Raw genomic sequence first — 16,871 nt, forward strand, 5'->3', positions numbered from 1 at the left:
TTTCTATAAGTTATGCGGATACCGGCTCTTCATCCTCTAAGCGCACAGAAACGAGCTTCGATACGCCGCCTTCCTCCATCGTAACACCATATAGCACATCCGCTTCCTCCATCGTGCCTTTACGGTGAGTAACGACGATAAACTGCGTAAGCTCTGAAAACTCACGCAAATATTGAGCAAAGCGTGATACGTTTGCCTCATCAAGCGCAGCTTCAACCTCATCAAGCACGCAGAACGGAACGGGTTTCACCTGTAAAATCGCAAATAACAAAGCGATTGCGGTCAAAGCTCTTTCTCCACCAGAGAGCAGCTGTAGATTTTGCAGTTTTTTGCCTGGCGGCTGAGCAACGATGTCGATTCCTGTATCAAGAACACGATCCGGCTCAACGAGCACAAGATCAGCACGGCCACCACCGAACAGCTTCGCGAATACGATAACAAAATGACTCCGAATCGCTTCAAACGTCGCTTTGAACCGTTTGGACATCTCATCGTCCATCTCGCGAATGACCTGGTACAACGTCGTTTTTGCGTCGATCAAATCATCCTTCTGCTCTGACAAAAACTCAAAACGTTCGCTGACTCGCTCATACTCCTCGATTGCGCCTAAATTCACTTCGCCAAGAGCGGTTATCTGACGTTTAACGTCTCTAACCTCATTTTGTGTACCGAGAACATCCTCAGGTATAGGGTACTGCTCCTTAGCGAGTTCATAGCTAAGCTCATATTCCTCACTGAGCTTCCGAAGCAAATTATCAAGCTCCACGTCTAGACGGTTAGCCGCTATTTCGGTCTGCCTCATCTGCTCTTCAACCGTCCGAAGTTGTCCGCGCTGCTCCTTCGTTTCACTCTCGCCCAAATCGAGCTCGGCAATTCGCTTAGCGCGTGCTGAACGTTTGAAATCCGTTTGCTCTGCACATTCCTGCTTCTTCAAACGCAGGTGATTGAGATGTTCAATCTGCTGTACCGTTTCATCGGCATGCCTTGCGATTTCTTCCTCTTGCTGAACGGACAAGGAACGCAAGCTTCCAAGCTCTTGCTTCGCTCGACCAATTTCCGCACGCACTCTCGCTGATTGATCTTCGAACGATAATTTCTCTTGATCAGTCTTCGCTGCAGCGATCTTAATATCGGTAAGCTGGCCTTGCAGCTCTTCCTTCGCAAATTCGCTAGCTTTACGCCGCTCTTCTGCCATACGAATCGCTTCCTGCAGCCGCGCTTCATCTACAACCAGCTGTTCTAAACGGAGCTCTGCAGCTTTAGCTGCTGCCTGAACATCTTTCTGCTCGGACAAATGAGTGTTACGATCTGCTGAATACAGCTGACGCTGCTCGTCGAGATGCTTGGCCTCATTGTGAAGCTGCTGAAGCTCAGCTCTAATTTGCTGCTCTTCAATACGGCTTTTCTCGCCTTCTGCACGCAGCTCCTCAATATTATGCGTGCGAATAGAATGTTCTTTGCGCAAATCGCTTAGCTTATTACGAAGCTGCTCTACCATCTTTCGAGCATCTGCAATCTCTTGATCAAGCGCGTCGATTTGACGTTGACGACCAAGCAGGCTGGCGCCTTTCTTCTGCAAGCTGCCCCCCGTCATTGAACCACCAGCATTGACAATATCACCTTCAAGCGTGACGACGCGGTATCGATATTGACATTTCGATGCAATCCGGTTGGCTTGCTCCAGCGTTTCGGCTAGCAATACATTGCCAAGCAAACTGTTCACAATCGCTGAATAGCGGTCATCCGAGCTTACCAAATCAGCAGCAACGCCTACGAAGCCCTCAATGGATTCGGCTATACGCTTGTCATGCTCAGGAACTTGTCTGCCACGTATGACATCGAGCGGCAGGAAGGTAGCTCGTCCCAGCTGACGCTGCTTCAAGAATGCGATAGCTGCGCGAGCCGTTTTCTCATCCTCCATGACCACATGCTGCAAGGCCCCGCCCAGTGCAGTCTCAACGGCAGTCTCAATGCGTTCAGGAACACGAACAAGCTCCGCAACCGCGCCATGAACACCGCTGATTCCGCTATTGCCGCGTCTGGAAGCTTTGAGAACTTCCTTTACGCCCTGCATAAAGCCATCAAGCGCGTCCTGCATTTCTTTCATGGTATCGCGCCTAGAAACATGGCTGTCTAACTTCTGCTCCCACTTTCGCATAGCTAAAGTGACCTCTTCCAAACTTTGAGAAATCTTTCTCGTTTGTTCAGATTCCGAAAGCGTTTTGTTTCTTGCCTGCTCTAGTCGCGCCAGCGTAGATTCAAGCGCAGCCGCAAGTGCAGAGCGTCGCTCGTCCAATTTTTCCTGCTGCTCCAGCCATTTGGTCTCATCCTCGCTAATTCGCTCCATCCGTCGCTGCAATGCTTCTTGCTGCTGCGAAGCATAACGAATTTCGTTGCGGTGCTGCGCCATCGAGCTGAGCACTTCCAATAGCTCGCTTTTGAGTGTTTCTTCCGCATCAACGACTGCTCCGCCTGCAACGCCTACCAGACGCGCTTCTTCATCGGCTATTTTCGAGCGCAAATCTGCTAGCTGCAGCTGCAACGCAGCTGCGCGGCTGCGAAATTCCGCTTCTTCCTGCGTCATGCTGACAATGCGAGCGTCCTGTGCAGCGATTGACTCTTCAAGCTGACGTTTATTTTGCTCCAAGTTGCGCTTGCGTTCCTTCAATACCTCGCCGTATCCTTCACATTTCTCGAAATCCTCACTAATTTGCAGCATCGCTTCATGAAGCTGATCAAGCTCGAGCTCAAGCTCCCGCAGCTGCTGACGATCCTTCTCCAAATGTGCATCATGCTTGCTGACAACCGTAGATAGCTGAAGCTGCTCCTGCTGCAAACGCTCAAGCTTGCCGTTTGCCTCCGTCCATGAACCGTGAATCTGTTCGATGTTATGTACGTACATAGAGATTTCCTTCGTTTTCAGCTGTTCCTTGAGCGCTTTGAAGTGAATGGCTTTCTCCGATTGCTTGCGAAGCGGGCCAACCTGATCTTCGAGCTCCGTCACCAAATCATGAATGCGAAGCAGATTCTGCTCAGTTTCATCAAGCTTTCTCTGCGCTTCGCGCTTACGCGACTTGTATTTGACGATGCCGGAGGCTTCTTCAAATATTCCGCGACGATCCTCCGAGCGCGTGCTTAAAATTTCTTCAATTCGGCCTTGTCCAATGATGGAATAAGCTTCTTTACCGATACCGGTATCCATAAATAGCTCGGTAATATCTTTTAGCCTGCATGGCTGCTTGTTTATTAAATATTCGCTATCTCCGCTGCGATGTACACGCCGTGTCACTGTTACCTCGTTATACTCGAGCGGCAATGCCCCATCCGAGTTATCAAGAGTAAGGGATACCTCGCTGTAATTGACAGCTTTCCTAGCATCGCTTCCGGCAAAAATAATATCTTCCATCTTGCCGCCGCGGAGGCTCTTTGCGCTTTGCTCGCCGAGCACCCAGCGTATGCCGTCCGAGATGTTGCTTTTTCCGCTGCCGTTCGGCCCTACAACCGCAGTAATACCGGTTACAAACTCCATTTCGGTCCGATCAGCGAAAGACTTAAAGCCTGATAATTCAATCCGTTTCAGAAACATGTCTTGGTTTTCACCTCACCCCTCATTGTACCACATCTTATGGGCCTTGATAACCATTTAAGCTACTAAAAGCAACCAAATGCTGCGTTTATCACCTTATTTCAGCTGGTTAATCCGCTCTTCCTTTTTATCAGGGCCACATAATAAACGTTCATAAAAAAAGAGAGCGCCCGGCAGGTCAGAAGACCTTCCGGAAACTCTCTATGCTGATTAGCCTTGTTCCTGCGATAGCGTGCGCCATGCTTCAGCTGCAGCACGCTGCTCCGCTTCCTTCTTCGTCCTCCCGCTGCCGACGCCAAAACGCTCTTCACCGAGATATACTTCAACGACAAATTCACGGTCATGCGCAGGTCCACGTTCTTCAATGATTCGGTATTCCACCGCACCAAGCCCATGATGCTGCGATCGTTCCTGCAGCTTCGACTTGGAGTCTTTAACAAGAAGACCATAGTCGTTTGACTCAACAAAAGGAAACATATGCTCATTAAGAAAAGCTCTCGTTTCCTCAATTCCTGCGTCAAGGAAAATGGCACCGACAAACGACTCGAACAAATCAGCTAGCAATGCTTGCCTTTGCCGACCGCCTAGCTGCTCTTCACCGCGTCCGAGAAGCACATGCGAACCGAGCTCCAAGCGTTCAGCAAATTGGGCTAAAGATGGCTCGCAGACGATTGACGCACGCATTCTCGTGAGCTCGCCCTCAGGCCGCTGCGGATACGTTGCAAACAAGTACTCAGAAACGAGTAATTGAAGCACCGCATCTCCCAAAAATTCCAAACGCTCATTATCCTGAGCTGACCCGCGCTTGTGTTCATTTACATAAGAAGTATGAGTGAAAGCTTGCCTCAGCAGCTTTGTCCGCTTAAAACTGAGCTGCAGCCGCTGCTGCAGCTCATAGAAGGAATCACGCTTCATAAACTTTCATCACGATCGATGCATTGTGACCGCCGAATCCGAATGAGTTGGACAATGCTATCCTTACATTCGCTTCACGCGGTTTATTAGGTACATAATCAAGATCGCACTCCGGATCTTGATTGTCTAAATTAATAGTCGGAGCGATGATTCCGCTTTTGATAGTCAAGCCGAGAATTACGGCTTCTACGCCGCCAGCAGCACCTAGCAAATGACCTGTCATCGATTTCGTTGAGCTGACCGCTACTTTATAAGCATGGTCGCCGAGCGCTTTTTTGATCGCTTTTGTCTCTGAGCGATCACCGACAGGTGTCGAAGTGCCGTGCGCATTGATGTAGTCGATCTCAGAAGGATCAATTCCAGCATCCTTAAATGCTTTCACCATGCAGCGAGCTGCACCATCTGGATCTGGCTCAGTCATGTGATGAGCGTCACCGCTCATACCATAACCGATAACTTCAGCATAAATTTTTGCACCGCGTGCCTGCGCATGCTCAAGTGATTCAAGCACGAGTACACCAGCGCCTTCGCCCATTACGAAACCATCACGGTCAACGTCGAACGGACGACTTGCTTTTTCAGGCTCTTCATTGCGAACGGACATCGCACGCATTGAGCAGAAGCCTGCCATGCCAGTCGGTCTGATCGTCGCTTCTGCTCCGCCAGCAATCATCACGTCAGCGTCGCCGCGTTGAATCAATTTGAAAGAATCGCCGATGGAATGAGTGCCCGTAGCACAAGCGGTTACCGCCGTACTATTTGGACCTTTCGCACCAGTAAGCATGGATACTTGTCCAGAAGCCATGTTCGCGATCATCATCGGAATAAAGAATGGGCTGACGCGCTTAGGGCCTTTCTCCAGCAAAATATTGTGCTGGTCTTCCCAAGTGCCAAGTCCGCCGATACCGGAACCGACCATAACGCCAACACGCTCAGGGTCAGCATTTGTACCAATTTGCAAATCAGCATCTTTAACTGCCAATTGACTAGCTACTGCAGCGAATTGTACGAAACGATCCATTCTGCGTGCTTCTTTTTTATCTAAACCGTAATCTTCGGGATTGAAATTTTTAACTTCTGCGGCAATGCGCGTAGGATACTCAGAGAAATCGAAAGCTTCAACAACCGATACACCTGATTTTCCGTCCAGCAAGTTACCCCAGAACTCTTCCAAATCGGAACCGAGTGAGGTAATAACCCCCATACCCGTAACAACAACTCTTTGTTTCATTCGATTCACCTCTATGTCCAGCAAATTTGATGCGCAAGCTGCGTCACCTTTGTTAATCGGTCAATGTTGCTATATTGCGTATACCCTGCTTATATTTCTCCGTAAATACAAGCCTAGCCGTACCAAACGGCGAAACCTTTACGCTTGAAATATAAGGAGGTATAAATGAGATGCACATAAAGCCATTCACGCTTCTTTATATAAAAGCTGCCTTGCTTGCTTAAGTGTAATGCATGAAACTGCCTAGATGGAGAGAAGTCCCGTTTATTAAAAACGGGACTTGTCCTTCTTACGTATGAGATTGTATGTATTTAACTACTTCTCCCACAGTGGTGATAGTCTCAGCATCTTCATCAGAAATTTCCATATCAAACTCGTCTTCTAGCTCCATGACCAATTCAACGACATCAAGAGAGTCAGCGCCGAGGTCATCTTTAAATGAAGCTTCAAGTGTAACTTCCGCTTCGTCTACGCCTAGTCGGTCGATGACGATACGTTTTACGCGATCTACTACTTCGGACATCCGGTTCACCTCCTCCATGGTATTATACGAGAATTAAAGATAAAATGCCATACGTAACCGTTTTAATTCATTATTGCTGAATTATCTGGTGTTACATATACATGCCGCCGTCCACATGAATCGTCTGTCCAGTCATATAGGCTGAAGCATCCGAAGCAAGAAAACGGACTGCGTTTGCGATGTCGCTCGGATCTCCGAGACGGGCAAGCGGAATTTGGCCAGATAAAGATTGGCGCATTTCTTCCGGCAGCTTGTCCGTCATTTCGGTTTGAATAAATCCTGGGGCTACACAGTTAACTGTAATGCCGCGTGACGCAAGCTCGCGGGCACTAGCCTTAGTAAGACCAATGACACCAGCTTTGGCTGCGACATAGTTAGCCTGCCCAGGGTTTCCGAGCACACCAACAACAGAAGAAATGTTGATGATTCGGCCGGAGCGTTGTTTCATCATAGAGCGAGTGACCGCTTTAATGCCATTGAAAACCCCTTTTAAGTTGGTTTCAATGACTTGGTCAAACTCGTCTTCCTTCATACGCATGATTAAATTATCTCTTGTAATGCCCGCATTATTCACTAATATGTCAACCGCTCCGAATTGCTCGATGACTTCCTTGACCATCGCTTCAAATTCATCTACTTTGCCAACATTAGCTTTTATTACAATAGCGCGTCTACCGAGTGCTTCTACAGCTTGCGCCGTTTCAGCTGCTGCCGCTTCGCTGCCTGAGTAGTTAATGGCAACATCCGCGCCTGCCTCGGCGAGGGCAATAGCAATCGATCTGCCAATGCCCCGCGATGCGCCTGTTACGAGTGCTTTTTTTCCTTCCAAGCTAGCAAACATCGAATCCCCTCCATCCTATTGTTCATTCACCTGCAGCGCTTCAAGCGCACTGATGCTGTTAATCGAGATGACGCGTAGATTTTTGTCGACTTTTTTGATGAGGCCGGCAAGCACCGTTCCCGACCCGATTTCCACAAATGTATCAACGCCTTGCTCGACTAAATAACGTACGCTATCTTCCCAAAGGACAGGTGAGCACACCTGTTCTACGAGCAGACCACGTATCTCATCCGCCGATGTTACCGCATTGGCAGTGACATTCGCCACAACAGGAACTTTAGCATCCTTCATCGCTATATCAGCTAATGTCGCTTGAAGATTTACAGCTGCAGGCTTCATTAGGGATGAATGGAATGGACCGCTTACTTCAAGAGGAATAACCCGTTTTGCTCCAGCCTCTTCTTTGCCGCGCTGGACAACAGCATCGACACCTGCTGCAGTACCTGACACCACAATTTGACCCGGACAATTCACATTTGCAAGCTCAACAGCCGAGCCTTCAGCTGTAATTGCCGCACAAAGCGCTGCGAGCGTATCGCGTTCAGCGCCGAGCACTGCTGCCATTGCGCCTTGGCCGCTAGGAACAGCTTGCTCCATAAATTGACCGCGAGCACGGACAGTACGAACAGCATCATCAAAGGATAGGACTCCAGCAGCGACAAGCGCGCTATACTCCCCAAGACTGTGCCCAGCAACATAATCCGGCTTCAGCCCCCGGCCTTCCAACGCTTCCAATAGCGCAACGCTAACGGTAAGCAGTGCTGGCTGTGTATTCGCTGTTTGTTTAAGCGTATCTTCTGGTCCTTCAAAAATAATCTGGCTTAATGAGAAGCCCAATGCCTCATCCGCTTGTTCAAAAATCGCACGGGAACGATCAAACGCATCATAGGCGTCCTTGCCCATTCCGACAGCTTGTGCGCCTTGCCCCGGAAAAACAAATGCTATTTTACTCATAACGTTTCCCCCTTACACACGTATACGGCTCGAACTGCATCAAACAGTATAGCTCGTTTCGCGGTGATATGTAAGCTCGTCATAAGAGGAAAACTTATAACGTCTTATTTTTTCAAAAAGCTGCAACGCTCATACTACCATACCAGAACGGAAGCTCCCCATGTCAAGCCGCCGCCGAAACCTACAAGTACAAGGCGGTCTCCTTCACTGACACGACCCTGCTCAACGGCTTCAGCCAGTGCAACTGGAATGGATGCCGATGACATATTACCGTATTTGTCCAAATTGACCATCGCTTTATCTTCCGACAAGCTTAGTCTGTTTAAAGCGGACTGGATAATCCGAATATTCGCTTGATGAGGAATAAGAAGATCAATATCTTCTTTGTTTAGGCCAGCTTTCTGCAAAGCCTCTTCAGCCACGCTGCCCATAATTCTAACCGCAAACTTGAATACATCATTGCCAGCCATATGAATGAAATGCTGCTTCGACTGGATACTTTCTTCCGATGCTGGAACGCGTGATCCGCCTCCATGAACCTTCAGCAAGTCTCCACCGCTTCCGTCTGCGCCAAGCACAAACGATTGGAAGCCGCGGCCTTCTTCAACCGGTCCAAGTACAACTGCTCCTGCACCGTCACCGAACAAAATGCATGTGTTGCGATCCGTGTAATCAGTAATTCGCGATAGCGTCTCAGCGCCTACAACAAGCACATGCTTGTACATGCCGCTGGCGATCATACTCGTTCCTGTCGCTAGTCCATATATAAACCCGGAGCAAGCAGCCGACAAGTCGAACGCAGCCGCTTGCTTTGCTCCCAGCTTATCTTGAAGCAAGCAGGCAGTCGAAGGAAAAAACATATCAGGCGTAATTGTAGCAACTATAATGAGATCGATATCTTCTGCCGTAAGTCCAGCAGCAGCAATCGCTTCACGCGATGCATGCAGTGCAAGATCGGATGTTGCTTCTTCTGCTGATGCTAGGCGGCGTTCTTTAATGCCTGTGCGAGTAACAATCCATTCATCATTTGTTTCAACCATTGCTTCTAGCTCTTTGTTCGATAAAATACGTTCTGGCACGTATTTACCAGTACCAATTATTCCGACAGGATGTAAACCCATTTCGCACACTCACTTCCCGTTGATTTCTGATGCGATTGTTTCAATTAATTGTCCTTGAATGGCGCTGCGAGCCTGTCTTACGGCATTTTTCACAGCGAGGGCATCCGAGGAGCCGTGGCATTTTACTACAAGGCCATTCAGTCCAAGCAAAGGTGCACCGCCATGCTCCTTATAGTCCATTCTCTTCTTAAGCACACGCAGCTTAGGAAGCATGATTGCCGCAGCAAGCTTCGTTAACAGCGTTTGACCGAAAGCGTCCTTAAGCGAATCAAAAATCGTACCCGCGGCGCCTTCCATGGCTTTCAGCATAATATTGCCGGCAAAACCGTCGCAAACAAGGACATCGCAATTTCGATTTAGAACATCCCTTGCTTCAACGTTGCCGATAAAATTCACTGGAGCTTGCTCAAGCAAAGCGTAAGCCGCTTTAGCCATTTCATTTCCCTTCATCGCTTCAGTTCCCACGTTCAGAAGCCCAACTCTCGGCTTCTCCAGTCCGTGAACCTTTGCACGATAAATGCTTCCCATAATTGCATATTGCAGCAGATGCTCCGGCTTTGCATCCATATTCGCTCCCAAATCAAGCGTAAGAATGCCGACATCATCCATCGTAGGCATCATAGGAGCGAGCGCGGGCCGTTCGATTCCATCCATTCGACCGACGACAAGAAGTCCAGTCGCCATCAAAGCACCAGTATTGCCTGCTGACAGCATAGCATCTGCCTGCTTTTCACGAACGAGCTGTCCAGCAACGACCATGGATGCTCCTTTTTTGCGGCGTACCGCTTTAACAGGCTCATCATCTGGACCAATGACCTCATCAGCATGGCAAATGGTTATATTAGCGGGCTTCTGCCCTTTCATGAGCGGTTCAATAACAGACGTTTCACCAACGAGCAGCAGCTCTGTATCGGGCCACTGCGCCGCCGCGTCAAGCGCTCCTTGCACAATTAAGCCAGGGGCGTTGTCTCCCCCCATAGCATCAATAGCGATCCGCACGTACGTCTCCTCCTTCAGCATCTGTGTCTCCCGCGGACCGATAAATAACAAAGTTACCCTGGAACACCATTTCGTCTCCGACATATGTGAACAGCTCTACCTTCGCCTTGCTTCGCTCGCCCGAAATGGAACGAACATAAGCCTTGGCAATACATTTCTCCCCAAGCTTAACAGGTCGAATGAATCTAATGTCCGCTGTTACGGTAAGTGCAATTTCATCATCTATAATAGCAACGGCAAGTGAATTTGCTTGTGCAAATACGTGATGACCGCGTGCAATGCCCGTTCTGGAGAATACATGTTCTTCACGAATCTCGAATACCGAGATGCCGTTCTTGTCCAATTCCAAATCGACAATATCACCAATCACCTCGTGCAATGCGAGCGAGCGAACGGAGTCGTATGAACGTTCTGCCATCAGCTTCAGACGTTCTCTAAGCTCTGGTATACCAAGCTCCATCCGGTCAAGGCGTATCGTCTGGATGCTTACTTTGAGCAACCTAGTCAGTTCCCGATCCGTTATAAAAGGATTTTCATCAATGTGTCGGGCAAGCTGCTGATGCCGCTGCCGTTTGGGCATTCGTTCGATGTTCGGCACCACCTTTTACCAAATAGTGAATGATAGACAATCTTATATCTGTTCCGCGGCCTTGTGAGGCATCAGTACGATTAGTATATGTATGTTGCTTGATATTATCACCTGGTACTAATTAAGTATATAAAAAAATACGCTCGAGCGCAATGTTGCATAAAAATATAACTGCTTTTTCATCCATTCCCTAGCCTTACACGAATCGATATGAGCAAAAAAATAGCACTTCATCACATGGATGAAGTGCTATCCCAGACATCATTTCTTATTGAGAAATGATCTCTTTTGTTTTGTAATATCCACAAACTTTGCATACGTGGTGAGCCAATTTCAGCTCGCCGCATTGCTCACACTTCACCATGCCCGGTACTGCAAGTTTGAAATGCGTACGACGTTTATCACGGCGAGTCTTGGATGTTCTACGCTGAGGTACTGCCATATTTAACACCTCCTTCAAAAATTCAATCAGCACTACTCTTATTCCTTAAATAGATCCTTTAGCGCTGCAAAACGGATATCAACCTTCTCCGTGGAGCAGCTGCATTTGTGCTCATTTAAGTTCTGTCCGCAAGTCTGACAGAGACCTTTACAATCATTGCTGCAAAGCGGTGCAAAAGGCATGAACAGTTGAAGTGCTTCTTCCACATAAGGCTTCAAGTTCAGTCTGTCCGCATTTACTTCAATGAAATCACTCTCTTCCTCTTCCATATCCTCATCACGGTCTTCGTCAGACGTAGCCCGCTTAAATACTTCAGAGAATCGAATAACCGTATGATCCTTTACCGGTTCAAGGCAGCGTGAGCAGGCAAGCTCGAGATCGATGGCAAGCTTGCCATCCACTTCGATAAACTCTTCGTGCCCAGTTACCTGAAGCGATACATGGAGAGGTCCCGTACGATAAACATCTTGGCGTCCTTTAAAAAGGTCACTAACATCGAGCTGTTCGTCGATTGTAGTTTTCAACCCTTTGGACATTGTTTCTTGAATATGAAACTGCATCAGATCACCCCAAACAAACAAAGATTATTATATCTATCAGACTACTGTTTTGTCAACATTTTCACACGGTTTTTCAATAACACTTGATGCAGACCGTGATTGTGCTCCCTCTCTATGCTATAGTGAAACAACCAACATTTAACAGAGAGAGGATCAAGCGAATGCGCACCGTCGGGCTCATTGTCGAGTATAATCCATTTCACAACGGACATTTGTATCATTTGCAACAATCGCGCAAAATAACGCAATCTGACGCCGTCGTTGCCGTCATGAGCGGCCATTTCCTGCAACGCGGCGAGCCTGCCCTGCTGGATAAATGGGCTAGAACACGTATGGCGCTTGAAGGCGGCTGCGATCTTGTCATTGAATTGCCGGTTGCTTACGCAACACAAGCCGCAGAGTGGTTCGCCTATGGCGCTGTGTCCTTATTAGAGGCGACAGGCGTCGTTGACAGCTTCTGCTTTGGAACGGAAAACGGTGAGCTTGAGCCGCTGCTACAGGCAGCAGAGCTCATTACAAACGAGCCGCCAGCCTTTAAAGCCTTATTGAAGCAGCTGCTTCAAACGGGAATTAGTTATCCGAACGCGTACAGCAGCGCCATCACCACCTACTTATCGGATCAGGGCTATTCCTCTGCCGCTAATTTTCCATTCGCGCTTCCTAATCATACATTAGCGCTCCATTATTTGCTTGCGCTGAAACGGCTAGGCGGCAAAATGGAGCCGCACACTATCACTCGTGAGAAAGCGCAGTACAATCAAGAAACCGCAACCGACAGCCAAATCGCAAGCGCGACCGCAATCCGCAAGCTGCTGCTCGAGAAACGATCTCTTGAGGAAGCGCGCGCTTATGTACCGGAATCCACAACGCGAATCTTGCAGCAGGAATGGGCTAGCGGACGTTGCCCGATCAGCTGGGAGCCTTTTACGAATGCGCTGCTTCACGCGATTGTAACTCGCTCGTCATATGAACTTTCGAACCTGCATGAGATGACAGAAGGATTGGAGCATCGCATTTTGAATGCCCTTCCCAAGCTGCCCTCCCGCCAGTTCGATGACCTGCTAGAAGCTTTAAAAACGAAGCGCTATACGAGAACGAAGCTGCAGCGTTCACTTCTTGCTATTCTGCTTGGACATCAGAAATCTGATTTCACACCGGATAAGCTTGCTTCGGGTGTTGAATATATAAGAGTGCTTGGTTTTACGGAAAAAGGCAAGCTTTTATTACGACGCATGCGAAATTGTGCCAAATTGCCTGTGCTGCAAAGCGCAGCAAGAGCACCAAAGCCCTTCCGTTATTTGGAGCTTGATACACAAGCGAGCAGTGTCTATTCACTAGGCGTACCGGGCATTCATGCCCCTCAATCGTTATTCCGTGATTTTACGGAAAGACCCGTAACCATCGATTCCTAATCGAAATAAATAAAAGTTACCTTTCGTTCCCAGCGAGATAAACTTTTACTTGCTCCACAGCTTCCTTCAGCGTACTTACGCTGACCACTTTCATCGAGGCGTTAAGCGCTTTTGCTTTCGCCTCGGCATCCTTATAGTTATCAGAAGGAACAAGAAACAGCTCCGCGCCTTCCTCGCTTGCAATGACAACTTTTTGCTTTATTCCACCGATAGCTCCGACCTCTCCGAGTGGAGTAATCGTGCCTGTCGCCGCAATGCGATGACCTCCCGACAAATCACCGTTCGTTAGCAGATCAAGGGATTGCAAAGCAAAAACGAGACCGGCCGATGGCCCCCCAATATCGCCTACTTTTATACTGATGCGGTTATTGTGATCCGATGGGTCCAAGCCGCGTTGTTCCGTCAAGTTTACGATGCCCAGAACACTCAAGAGCTGCTCGTTAGTCGAGACAGATTTTAATGTATCCGATGAGTAAGAGACCTGTAGTTGCTGCCCTTTGCGCTCCACATCAAATAAAACGTTTTGCTGCTTATCATACCCTCTCAGCGTCTCAAACAAATCTGCCAAGCTGTTCGGCGGTTTTTCGCCATGAATGCCTAAAAGCTTATCTCCTGCTTTGAATGAACTTTTCAAAGGGTGATCGATAGGATTTACTTCCGTAATAACAACGCTGTTCAGCTTGCTTGCATAGGGTAATTCTGCATAATGATATGCAGCTTCAATCGCATTGTTTTGCGAGCCCTGCATGATGATGCTTAGCCTTTGTGCATACTCTTCTTTTGTGTATCCTTGCAGCACATCTCGTTTGAGATGAACATCCATATTCGAATTCCACATCGATTGAATAGTCCGCAAGAAATTAGGCTCCGTCATTTTCACTGCTGTCAGCAAAAAGTCGCCTTTTCCTAAAGCATCTCCCTTTTCAATCGTTACCATCGGTTTAACAGGTACAGCTATCCCCGGCTCATAAACAACATAGGGCGTTGGAGCATATAACAATACCCACATCAAAGCCGCTGTCGATACAGCGATCGTTGCTATTCTGCGAAAATCTGATCGTTGTTTTTGCAATCGCACACCCCGTTCAAACTTCCAATTTGCCAGTCAAATATAGCATTAACTATTCTGAGGCAGACAAGCTGCTCCAAATGGTCTATCCATGACTTTATACGCGTACTATTTAACGTATATGATTGTCCATCTCATGATGCCCTAGCCCTGCCTTTCGGCGTGTCGCATCATTTCTATTTTTGCAGAAAATTAAAGGAGTGGAGTAGCATTGGCTAAAACAGTTATGTTAGCGTTCCTGTCCATATTGCTCGTTGTTGCCATCATCATTCAGCCAGATGCTGCGTTTCAAGCTTCGCTTCAAGGACTCACCGTCTGGTGGAATATTGTATTCCCTGGTTTATTGCCGTTTCTCGTATTGTCTGAGCTTATTGCAGCCTTTGGGCTCACACATGCGCTAGGCTCTCTGCTCCAGCCGCTGATGAGCAGACTGTTTAAACTGCCAGGTGAAGCCGCGCTTACGATAGTTCTTGGTTGGATGGGTGGTTATCCCGCGGGAGCAGAAGCGACAGCTTCCTTACGCAAAAGAAACGTCGTGACAAAACAACAGGGCCAGCGGCTGCTAGCCCTCGCTCATATGCCAAACCCATTATTTATGCTTGTCGTTATTGGCGCAGGCTTTCTGCACAAGCCCATTGTAGGTGCCATTATTGCTGCAGCCGTATGGATATCCGCGCTATGGGTCATGTTTATAATGACGCTGTTCAGCCGTAAAGAGAAGCCAGGTCAGGAGCGGTCAGATCAGGAACAGCCTGGTCATCAACTAGGTCAGAAACTATCAGCCACAGCCAATGACGTGGAGCATCGCAGCACTATCCTTCATCGTGCAGCAGAGGCATTTCGCCTCGGAAGAGAGCAGGATGGCCGCAGCTTCGGCAAAGCGCTTGGCGATTCTGTTGCAGCAAGCGTTCAGAAGCTTATGATGATCGGCGGATTTATGATTTTTGCAGCTGTGCTTGCAAAATTATCAGAGCCGCTGCTCTCTCCTTGGCTGGATAAGGCTGGGCTAAACTTTATTAGCCAGGCTTTTTTTGAAGGTCATATGGGTGCTTATGCGGCTGCGATCTGGGATGCTCCCGGAGCCGGTATGCTCGGAAATGCTGCCGCTATCGCAACTGTGCTTGCATGGAGCGGACTAAGCGGCATTTTACAAGCTGGATACTCCATTACGGGGACGGACCTTAAGCTGCTCCCATTCGCATTATGGAGAATCATTCATGCTCTCCATGCCTGTGTATTTATGATCATCCTGTGGAAGCCGCTCACTTCAATGCTTCGTCCGATACTCGCACCTGGAGCAACGCCAACGTTGGCGCCATCTAATCCTTACTCTATACAACACACTGTCGCTGAAATCATAAATGCAAATGATTTACCATTTTTATGGCTGTTATCCATATCAGCCTGCATCCTACTTACTCTTATGGGACTGTTTGTATCCCTCATTCTTCTGCCATTCCGGAGAACAGGTAAATCGATATAATCCAAAATAAGATAAACAATGGCTTTTTCAAACATTTATTTAAATTTTCGAGTTATATTTCTCTCTTAGCTGCTTCTCCACAATTGGCGGTACCAGCTCATGCACTGCGCCGTGAAATTGTGCGATCTCTTTGACGATGCTTGAGCTTAAGTAGGAATACTTCGGATTCGTCATCATAAACATCGTATCTATTTCATCATCAAGCAAATGATTAGTTGAAGCGAGCTGCAGCTCGTATTCAAAATCAGTTACTGAACGAATGCCTCTAATAATGACATTAGCTTGCCGTGTTTTCATAAATCGAACGAGCAAATCCCGGAAACTGTCAATTTCCACATTTGGAATATCGCGCGTCACTTCTGTAAGCAGCGCTTTGCGCTCCTCCACGCTGAACAAAGGATTTTTACTCGAATTGTTCAATACAGCAACGATTAACCGATCAAATTGTTTGGCAGACCTTCGAATAATATCCAAATGGCCATAAGTTACAGGGTCAAACGTGCCGGGATATACAGCAACGCGCTCTTGTTTATTCGTTAACATCGGATTCACTCCCGTCTTGATGACTGTCATCGCTGTAATATTGATATATAGAAACGGCAATATCCCCGTATTTCGCATGCTTCAGTTGGTCAAAATATTCCAGCTTCTCCGGGTAACGGTGAGCTGCATCGTGCTCGACTACGATAATCGCATCCGGCTCAAGCATCTGATTTTGGGCAAGCTGTGTCATAAGACTATCCATCGTAATCATTTTGTATGGCGGGTCAAGAAAAACAAGCCGGAACTTTTGCTCCCGCTTCGCTAGCGCTTTCAATGCGCGCTCCGCATCATTTTTATAAATTTCAGCAGCGCTTCCCATCTTCGCCGTTTCAACATTTTGACGGATCGTATCAATGCTTATTCTTTCCCGATCAACAAAAACAGTACGTTCTATGCCTCTGCTCCAAGCCTCAATACCTAATCCACCTGTACCTGCGAACAGATCCAGTGCCATTCCTCCGTCAAAGTAAGGTCCGATCATACTAAAAATAGCTTCCTTAACCTTATCCGTTGTCGGTCTCGTATTCATACCAGGCACAGCCTTAAGCGTGCGGCCCTTGGCCTCGCCCGCAATGACTCTCACTTGCAATTGCCCCCTTCTAT

At 48.0% G+C, this 16,871-nt stretch carries 16 protein-coding genes; 2 read left to right on the forward strand and 14 right to left on the reverse strand.

Annotated elements, in window-relative coordinates; all coding sequences use genetic code 11:
- Window positions 1–10 precede the first annotated feature (10 nt).
- From smc to AB4Z50_RS20210, 11 genes are all read right to left on the reverse strand, one after another.
- Complete coding sequence (gene smc, locus AB4Z50_RS20160; protein WP_441881319.1) at window positions 11–3,586, reverse strand: chromosome segregation protein SMC; 3,576 nt, start codon at window positions 3,584–3,586, stop codon at window positions 11–13.
- A gap of 210 nt (window positions 3,587–3,796) precedes the next feature.
- Complete coding sequence (gene rnc / locus AB4Z50_RS20165) at window positions 3,797–4,501, reverse strand: ribonuclease III (RefSeq protein ID WP_076268334.1); 705 nt, start codon at window positions 4,499–4,501, stop codon at window positions 3,797–3,799.
- Window positions 4,491–5,732: a beta-ketoacyl-ACP synthase II gene (gene fabF / locus AB4Z50_RS20170; protein ID WP_054029014.1), complete on the reverse strand. Its 1,242-nt coding sequence runs from the start codon at window positions 5,730–5,732 to the stop codon at window positions 4,491–4,493. The genes rnc and fabF overlap by 11 nt, the downstream gene beginning before the upstream one ends.
- A gap of 289 nt (window positions 5,733–6,021) precedes the next feature.
- Window positions 6,022–6,255 (reverse strand): acyl carrier protein, encoded by a 234-nt coding sequence (locus AB4Z50_RS20175; RefSeq protein WP_053375686.1) that lies wholly within the window; start codon window positions 6,253–6,255, stop codon window positions 6,022–6,024.
- 91 nt (window positions 6,256–6,346) lie between these two features.
- A complete protein-coding gene (fabG, locus tag AB4Z50_RS20180; RefSeq protein WP_076268333.1) occupies window positions 6,347–7,096 on the reverse strand; it encodes a 3-oxoacyl-[acyl-carrier-protein] reductase in 750 nt (249 codons plus the stop codon).
- Between the two features lie 15 nt (window positions 7,097–7,111).
- Complete coding sequence (gene fabD / locus AB4Z50_RS20185; RefSeq protein ID WP_441881323.1) at window positions 7,112–8,050, reverse strand: ACP S-malonyltransferase; 939 nt, start codon at window positions 8,048–8,050, stop codon at window positions 7,112–7,114.
- A gap of 134 nt (window positions 8,051–8,184) precedes the next feature.
- Window positions 8,185–9,171, reverse strand: a complete 987-nt coding sequence (locus AB4Z50_RS20190) for a beta-ketoacyl-ACP synthase III (protein ID WP_076268331.1) — start codon at window positions 9,169–9,171, stop codon at window positions 8,185–8,187.
- A 9-nt stretch (window positions 9,172–9,180) separates the two neighbouring features.
- Window positions 9,181–10,170, reverse strand: a complete 990-nt coding sequence (gene plsX, locus AB4Z50_RS20195; protein ID WP_430054995.1) for a phosphate acyltransferase PlsX — start codon at window positions 10,168–10,170, stop codon at window positions 9,181–9,183.
- Window positions 10,154–10,750, reverse strand: a complete 597-nt coding sequence (gene fapR, locus AB4Z50_RS20200; protein ID WP_441881325.1) for a transcription factor FapR — start codon at window positions 10,748–10,750, stop codon at window positions 10,154–10,156. Before fapR ends, plsX begins: the two co-directional genes overlap by 17 nt.
- Window positions 10,751–11,027: 277 nt before the next feature.
- Window positions 11,028–11,201 carry a 50S ribosomal protein L32 gene (rpmF, locus tag AB4Z50_RS20205; RefSeq protein ID WP_006036546.1) on the reverse strand — a complete coding sequence of 58 codons (174 nt, stop codon included), beginning with the start codon at window positions 11,199–11,201 and terminating at the stop codon, window positions 11,028–11,030.
- Between the two features lie 38 nt (window positions 11,202–11,239).
- Complete coding sequence (locus tag AB4Z50_RS20210) at window positions 11,240–11,737, reverse strand: YceD family protein (protein WP_441881328.1); 498 nt, start codon at window positions 11,735–11,737, stop codon at window positions 11,240–11,242.
- Between the two features lie 185 nt (window positions 11,738–11,922).
- Here AB4Z50_RS20210 and AB4Z50_RS20215 point away from each other — a divergent pair, with 185 nt between their 5' ends.
- Window positions 11,923–13,173 (forward strand): nucleotidyltransferase, encoded by a 1,251-nt coding sequence (locus AB4Z50_RS20215; protein WP_441881330.1) that lies wholly within the window; start codon window positions 11,923–11,925, stop codon window positions 13,171–13,173.
- A gap of 16 nt (window positions 13,174–13,189) precedes the next feature.
- On the opposite strand, the gene AB4Z50_RS20220 is transcribed toward AB4Z50_RS20215, so the two are convergent.
- On the reverse strand, window positions 13,190–14,245 hold the full coding sequence (locus AB4Z50_RS20220; RefSeq protein ID WP_441881332.1) for a YlbL family protein: 1,056 nt from the start codon (window positions 14,243–14,245) through the stop codon (window positions 13,190–13,192).
- A gap of 208 nt (window positions 14,246–14,453) precedes the next feature.
- Between AB4Z50_RS20220 and AB4Z50_RS20225 the strand changes: the two genes are divergently transcribed.
- On the forward strand, window positions 14,454–15,725 hold the full coding sequence (locus AB4Z50_RS20225) for a nucleoside recognition domain-containing protein (RefSeq protein ID WP_441881334.1): 1,272 nt from the start codon (window positions 14,454–14,456) through the stop codon (window positions 15,723–15,725).
- A gap of 39 nt (window positions 15,726–15,764) precedes the next feature.
- Here the strand turns inward: AB4Z50_RS20225 and coaD are convergent, their stop codons facing one another.
- Together coaD and rsmD are read right to left on the reverse strand one after the other, a co-directional pair.
- Window positions 15,765–16,268 (reverse strand): pantetheine-phosphate adenylyltransferase, encoded by a 504-nt coding sequence (gene coaD / locus AB4Z50_RS20230; protein WP_076268326.1) that lies wholly within the window; start codon window positions 16,266–16,268, stop codon window positions 15,765–15,767.
- On the reverse strand, window positions 16,255–16,851 hold the full coding sequence (gene rsmD / locus AB4Z50_RS20235) for a 16S rRNA (guanine(966)-N(2))-methyltransferase RsmD (RefSeq protein WP_441881336.1): 597 nt from the start codon (window positions 16,849–16,851) through the stop codon (window positions 16,255–16,257). The genes coaD and rsmD overlap by 14 nt, the downstream gene beginning before the upstream one ends.
- Between the last annotated feature and the right edge of the window lie 20 nt (window positions 16,852–16,871).

The organism is Paenibacillus sp. 2TAB26 (assembly GCF_052115145.1).
Taxonomy (GTDB): domain Bacteria; phylum Bacillota; class Bacilli; order Paenibacillales; family Paenibacillaceae; genus Pristimantibacillus.

Bases quoted from the DNA above. Each gene is read 5' to 3' on its own strand.
- fabD (WP_441881323.1), bottom strand. From the start codon at position 8,050: ATGAGTAAAATAGCATTTGTTTTTCCGGGGCAAGGCGCACAAGCTGTC.
- AB4Z50_RS20210 (WP_441881328.1), bottom strand. From the start codon at position 11,737: ATGTCCAAAGGGTTGAAAACTACAATCGACGAACAGCTCGATGTTAGT.
- coaD (WP_076268326.1), bottom strand. From the start codon at position 16,268: ATGTTAACGAATAAACAAGAGCGCGTTGCTGTATATCCCGGCACGTTT.
- AB4Z50_RS20175 (WP_053375686.1), bottom strand. From the start codon at position 6,255: ATGTCCGAAGTAGTAGATCGCGTAAAACGTATCGTCATCGACCGACTA.
- rpmF (WP_006036546.1), bottom strand. From the start codon at position 11,201: ATGGCAGTACCTCAGCGTAGAACATCCAAGACTCGCCGTGATAAACGT.
- fabF (WP_054029014.1), bottom strand. From the start codon at position 5,732: ATGAAACAAAGAGTTGTTGTTACGGGTATGGGGGTTATTACCTCACTC.
- smc (WP_441881319.1), bottom strand. From the start codon at position 3,586: ATGTTTCTGAAACGGATTGAATTATCAGGCTTTAAGTCTTTCGCTGAT.
- fapR (WP_441881325.1), bottom strand. From the start codon at position 10,750: ATGCCCAAACGGCAGCGGCATCAGCAGCTTGCCCGACACATTGATGAA.
- rnc (WP_076268334.1), bottom strand. From the start codon at position 4,501: ATGAAGCGTGATTCCTTCTATGAGCTGCAGCAGCGGCTGCAGCTCAGT.
- fabG (WP_076268333.1), bottom strand. From the start codon at position 7,096: ATGTTTGCTAGCTTGGAAGGAAAAAAAGCACTCGTAACAGGCGCATCG.
- AB4Z50_RS20215 (WP_441881330.1), top strand. From the start codon at position 11,923: ATGCGCACCGTCGGGCTCATTGTCGAGTATAATCCATTTCACAACGGA.
- AB4Z50_RS20190 (WP_076268331.1), bottom strand. From the start codon at position 9,171: ATGGGTTTACATCCTGTCGGAATAATTGGTACTGGTAAATACGTGCCA.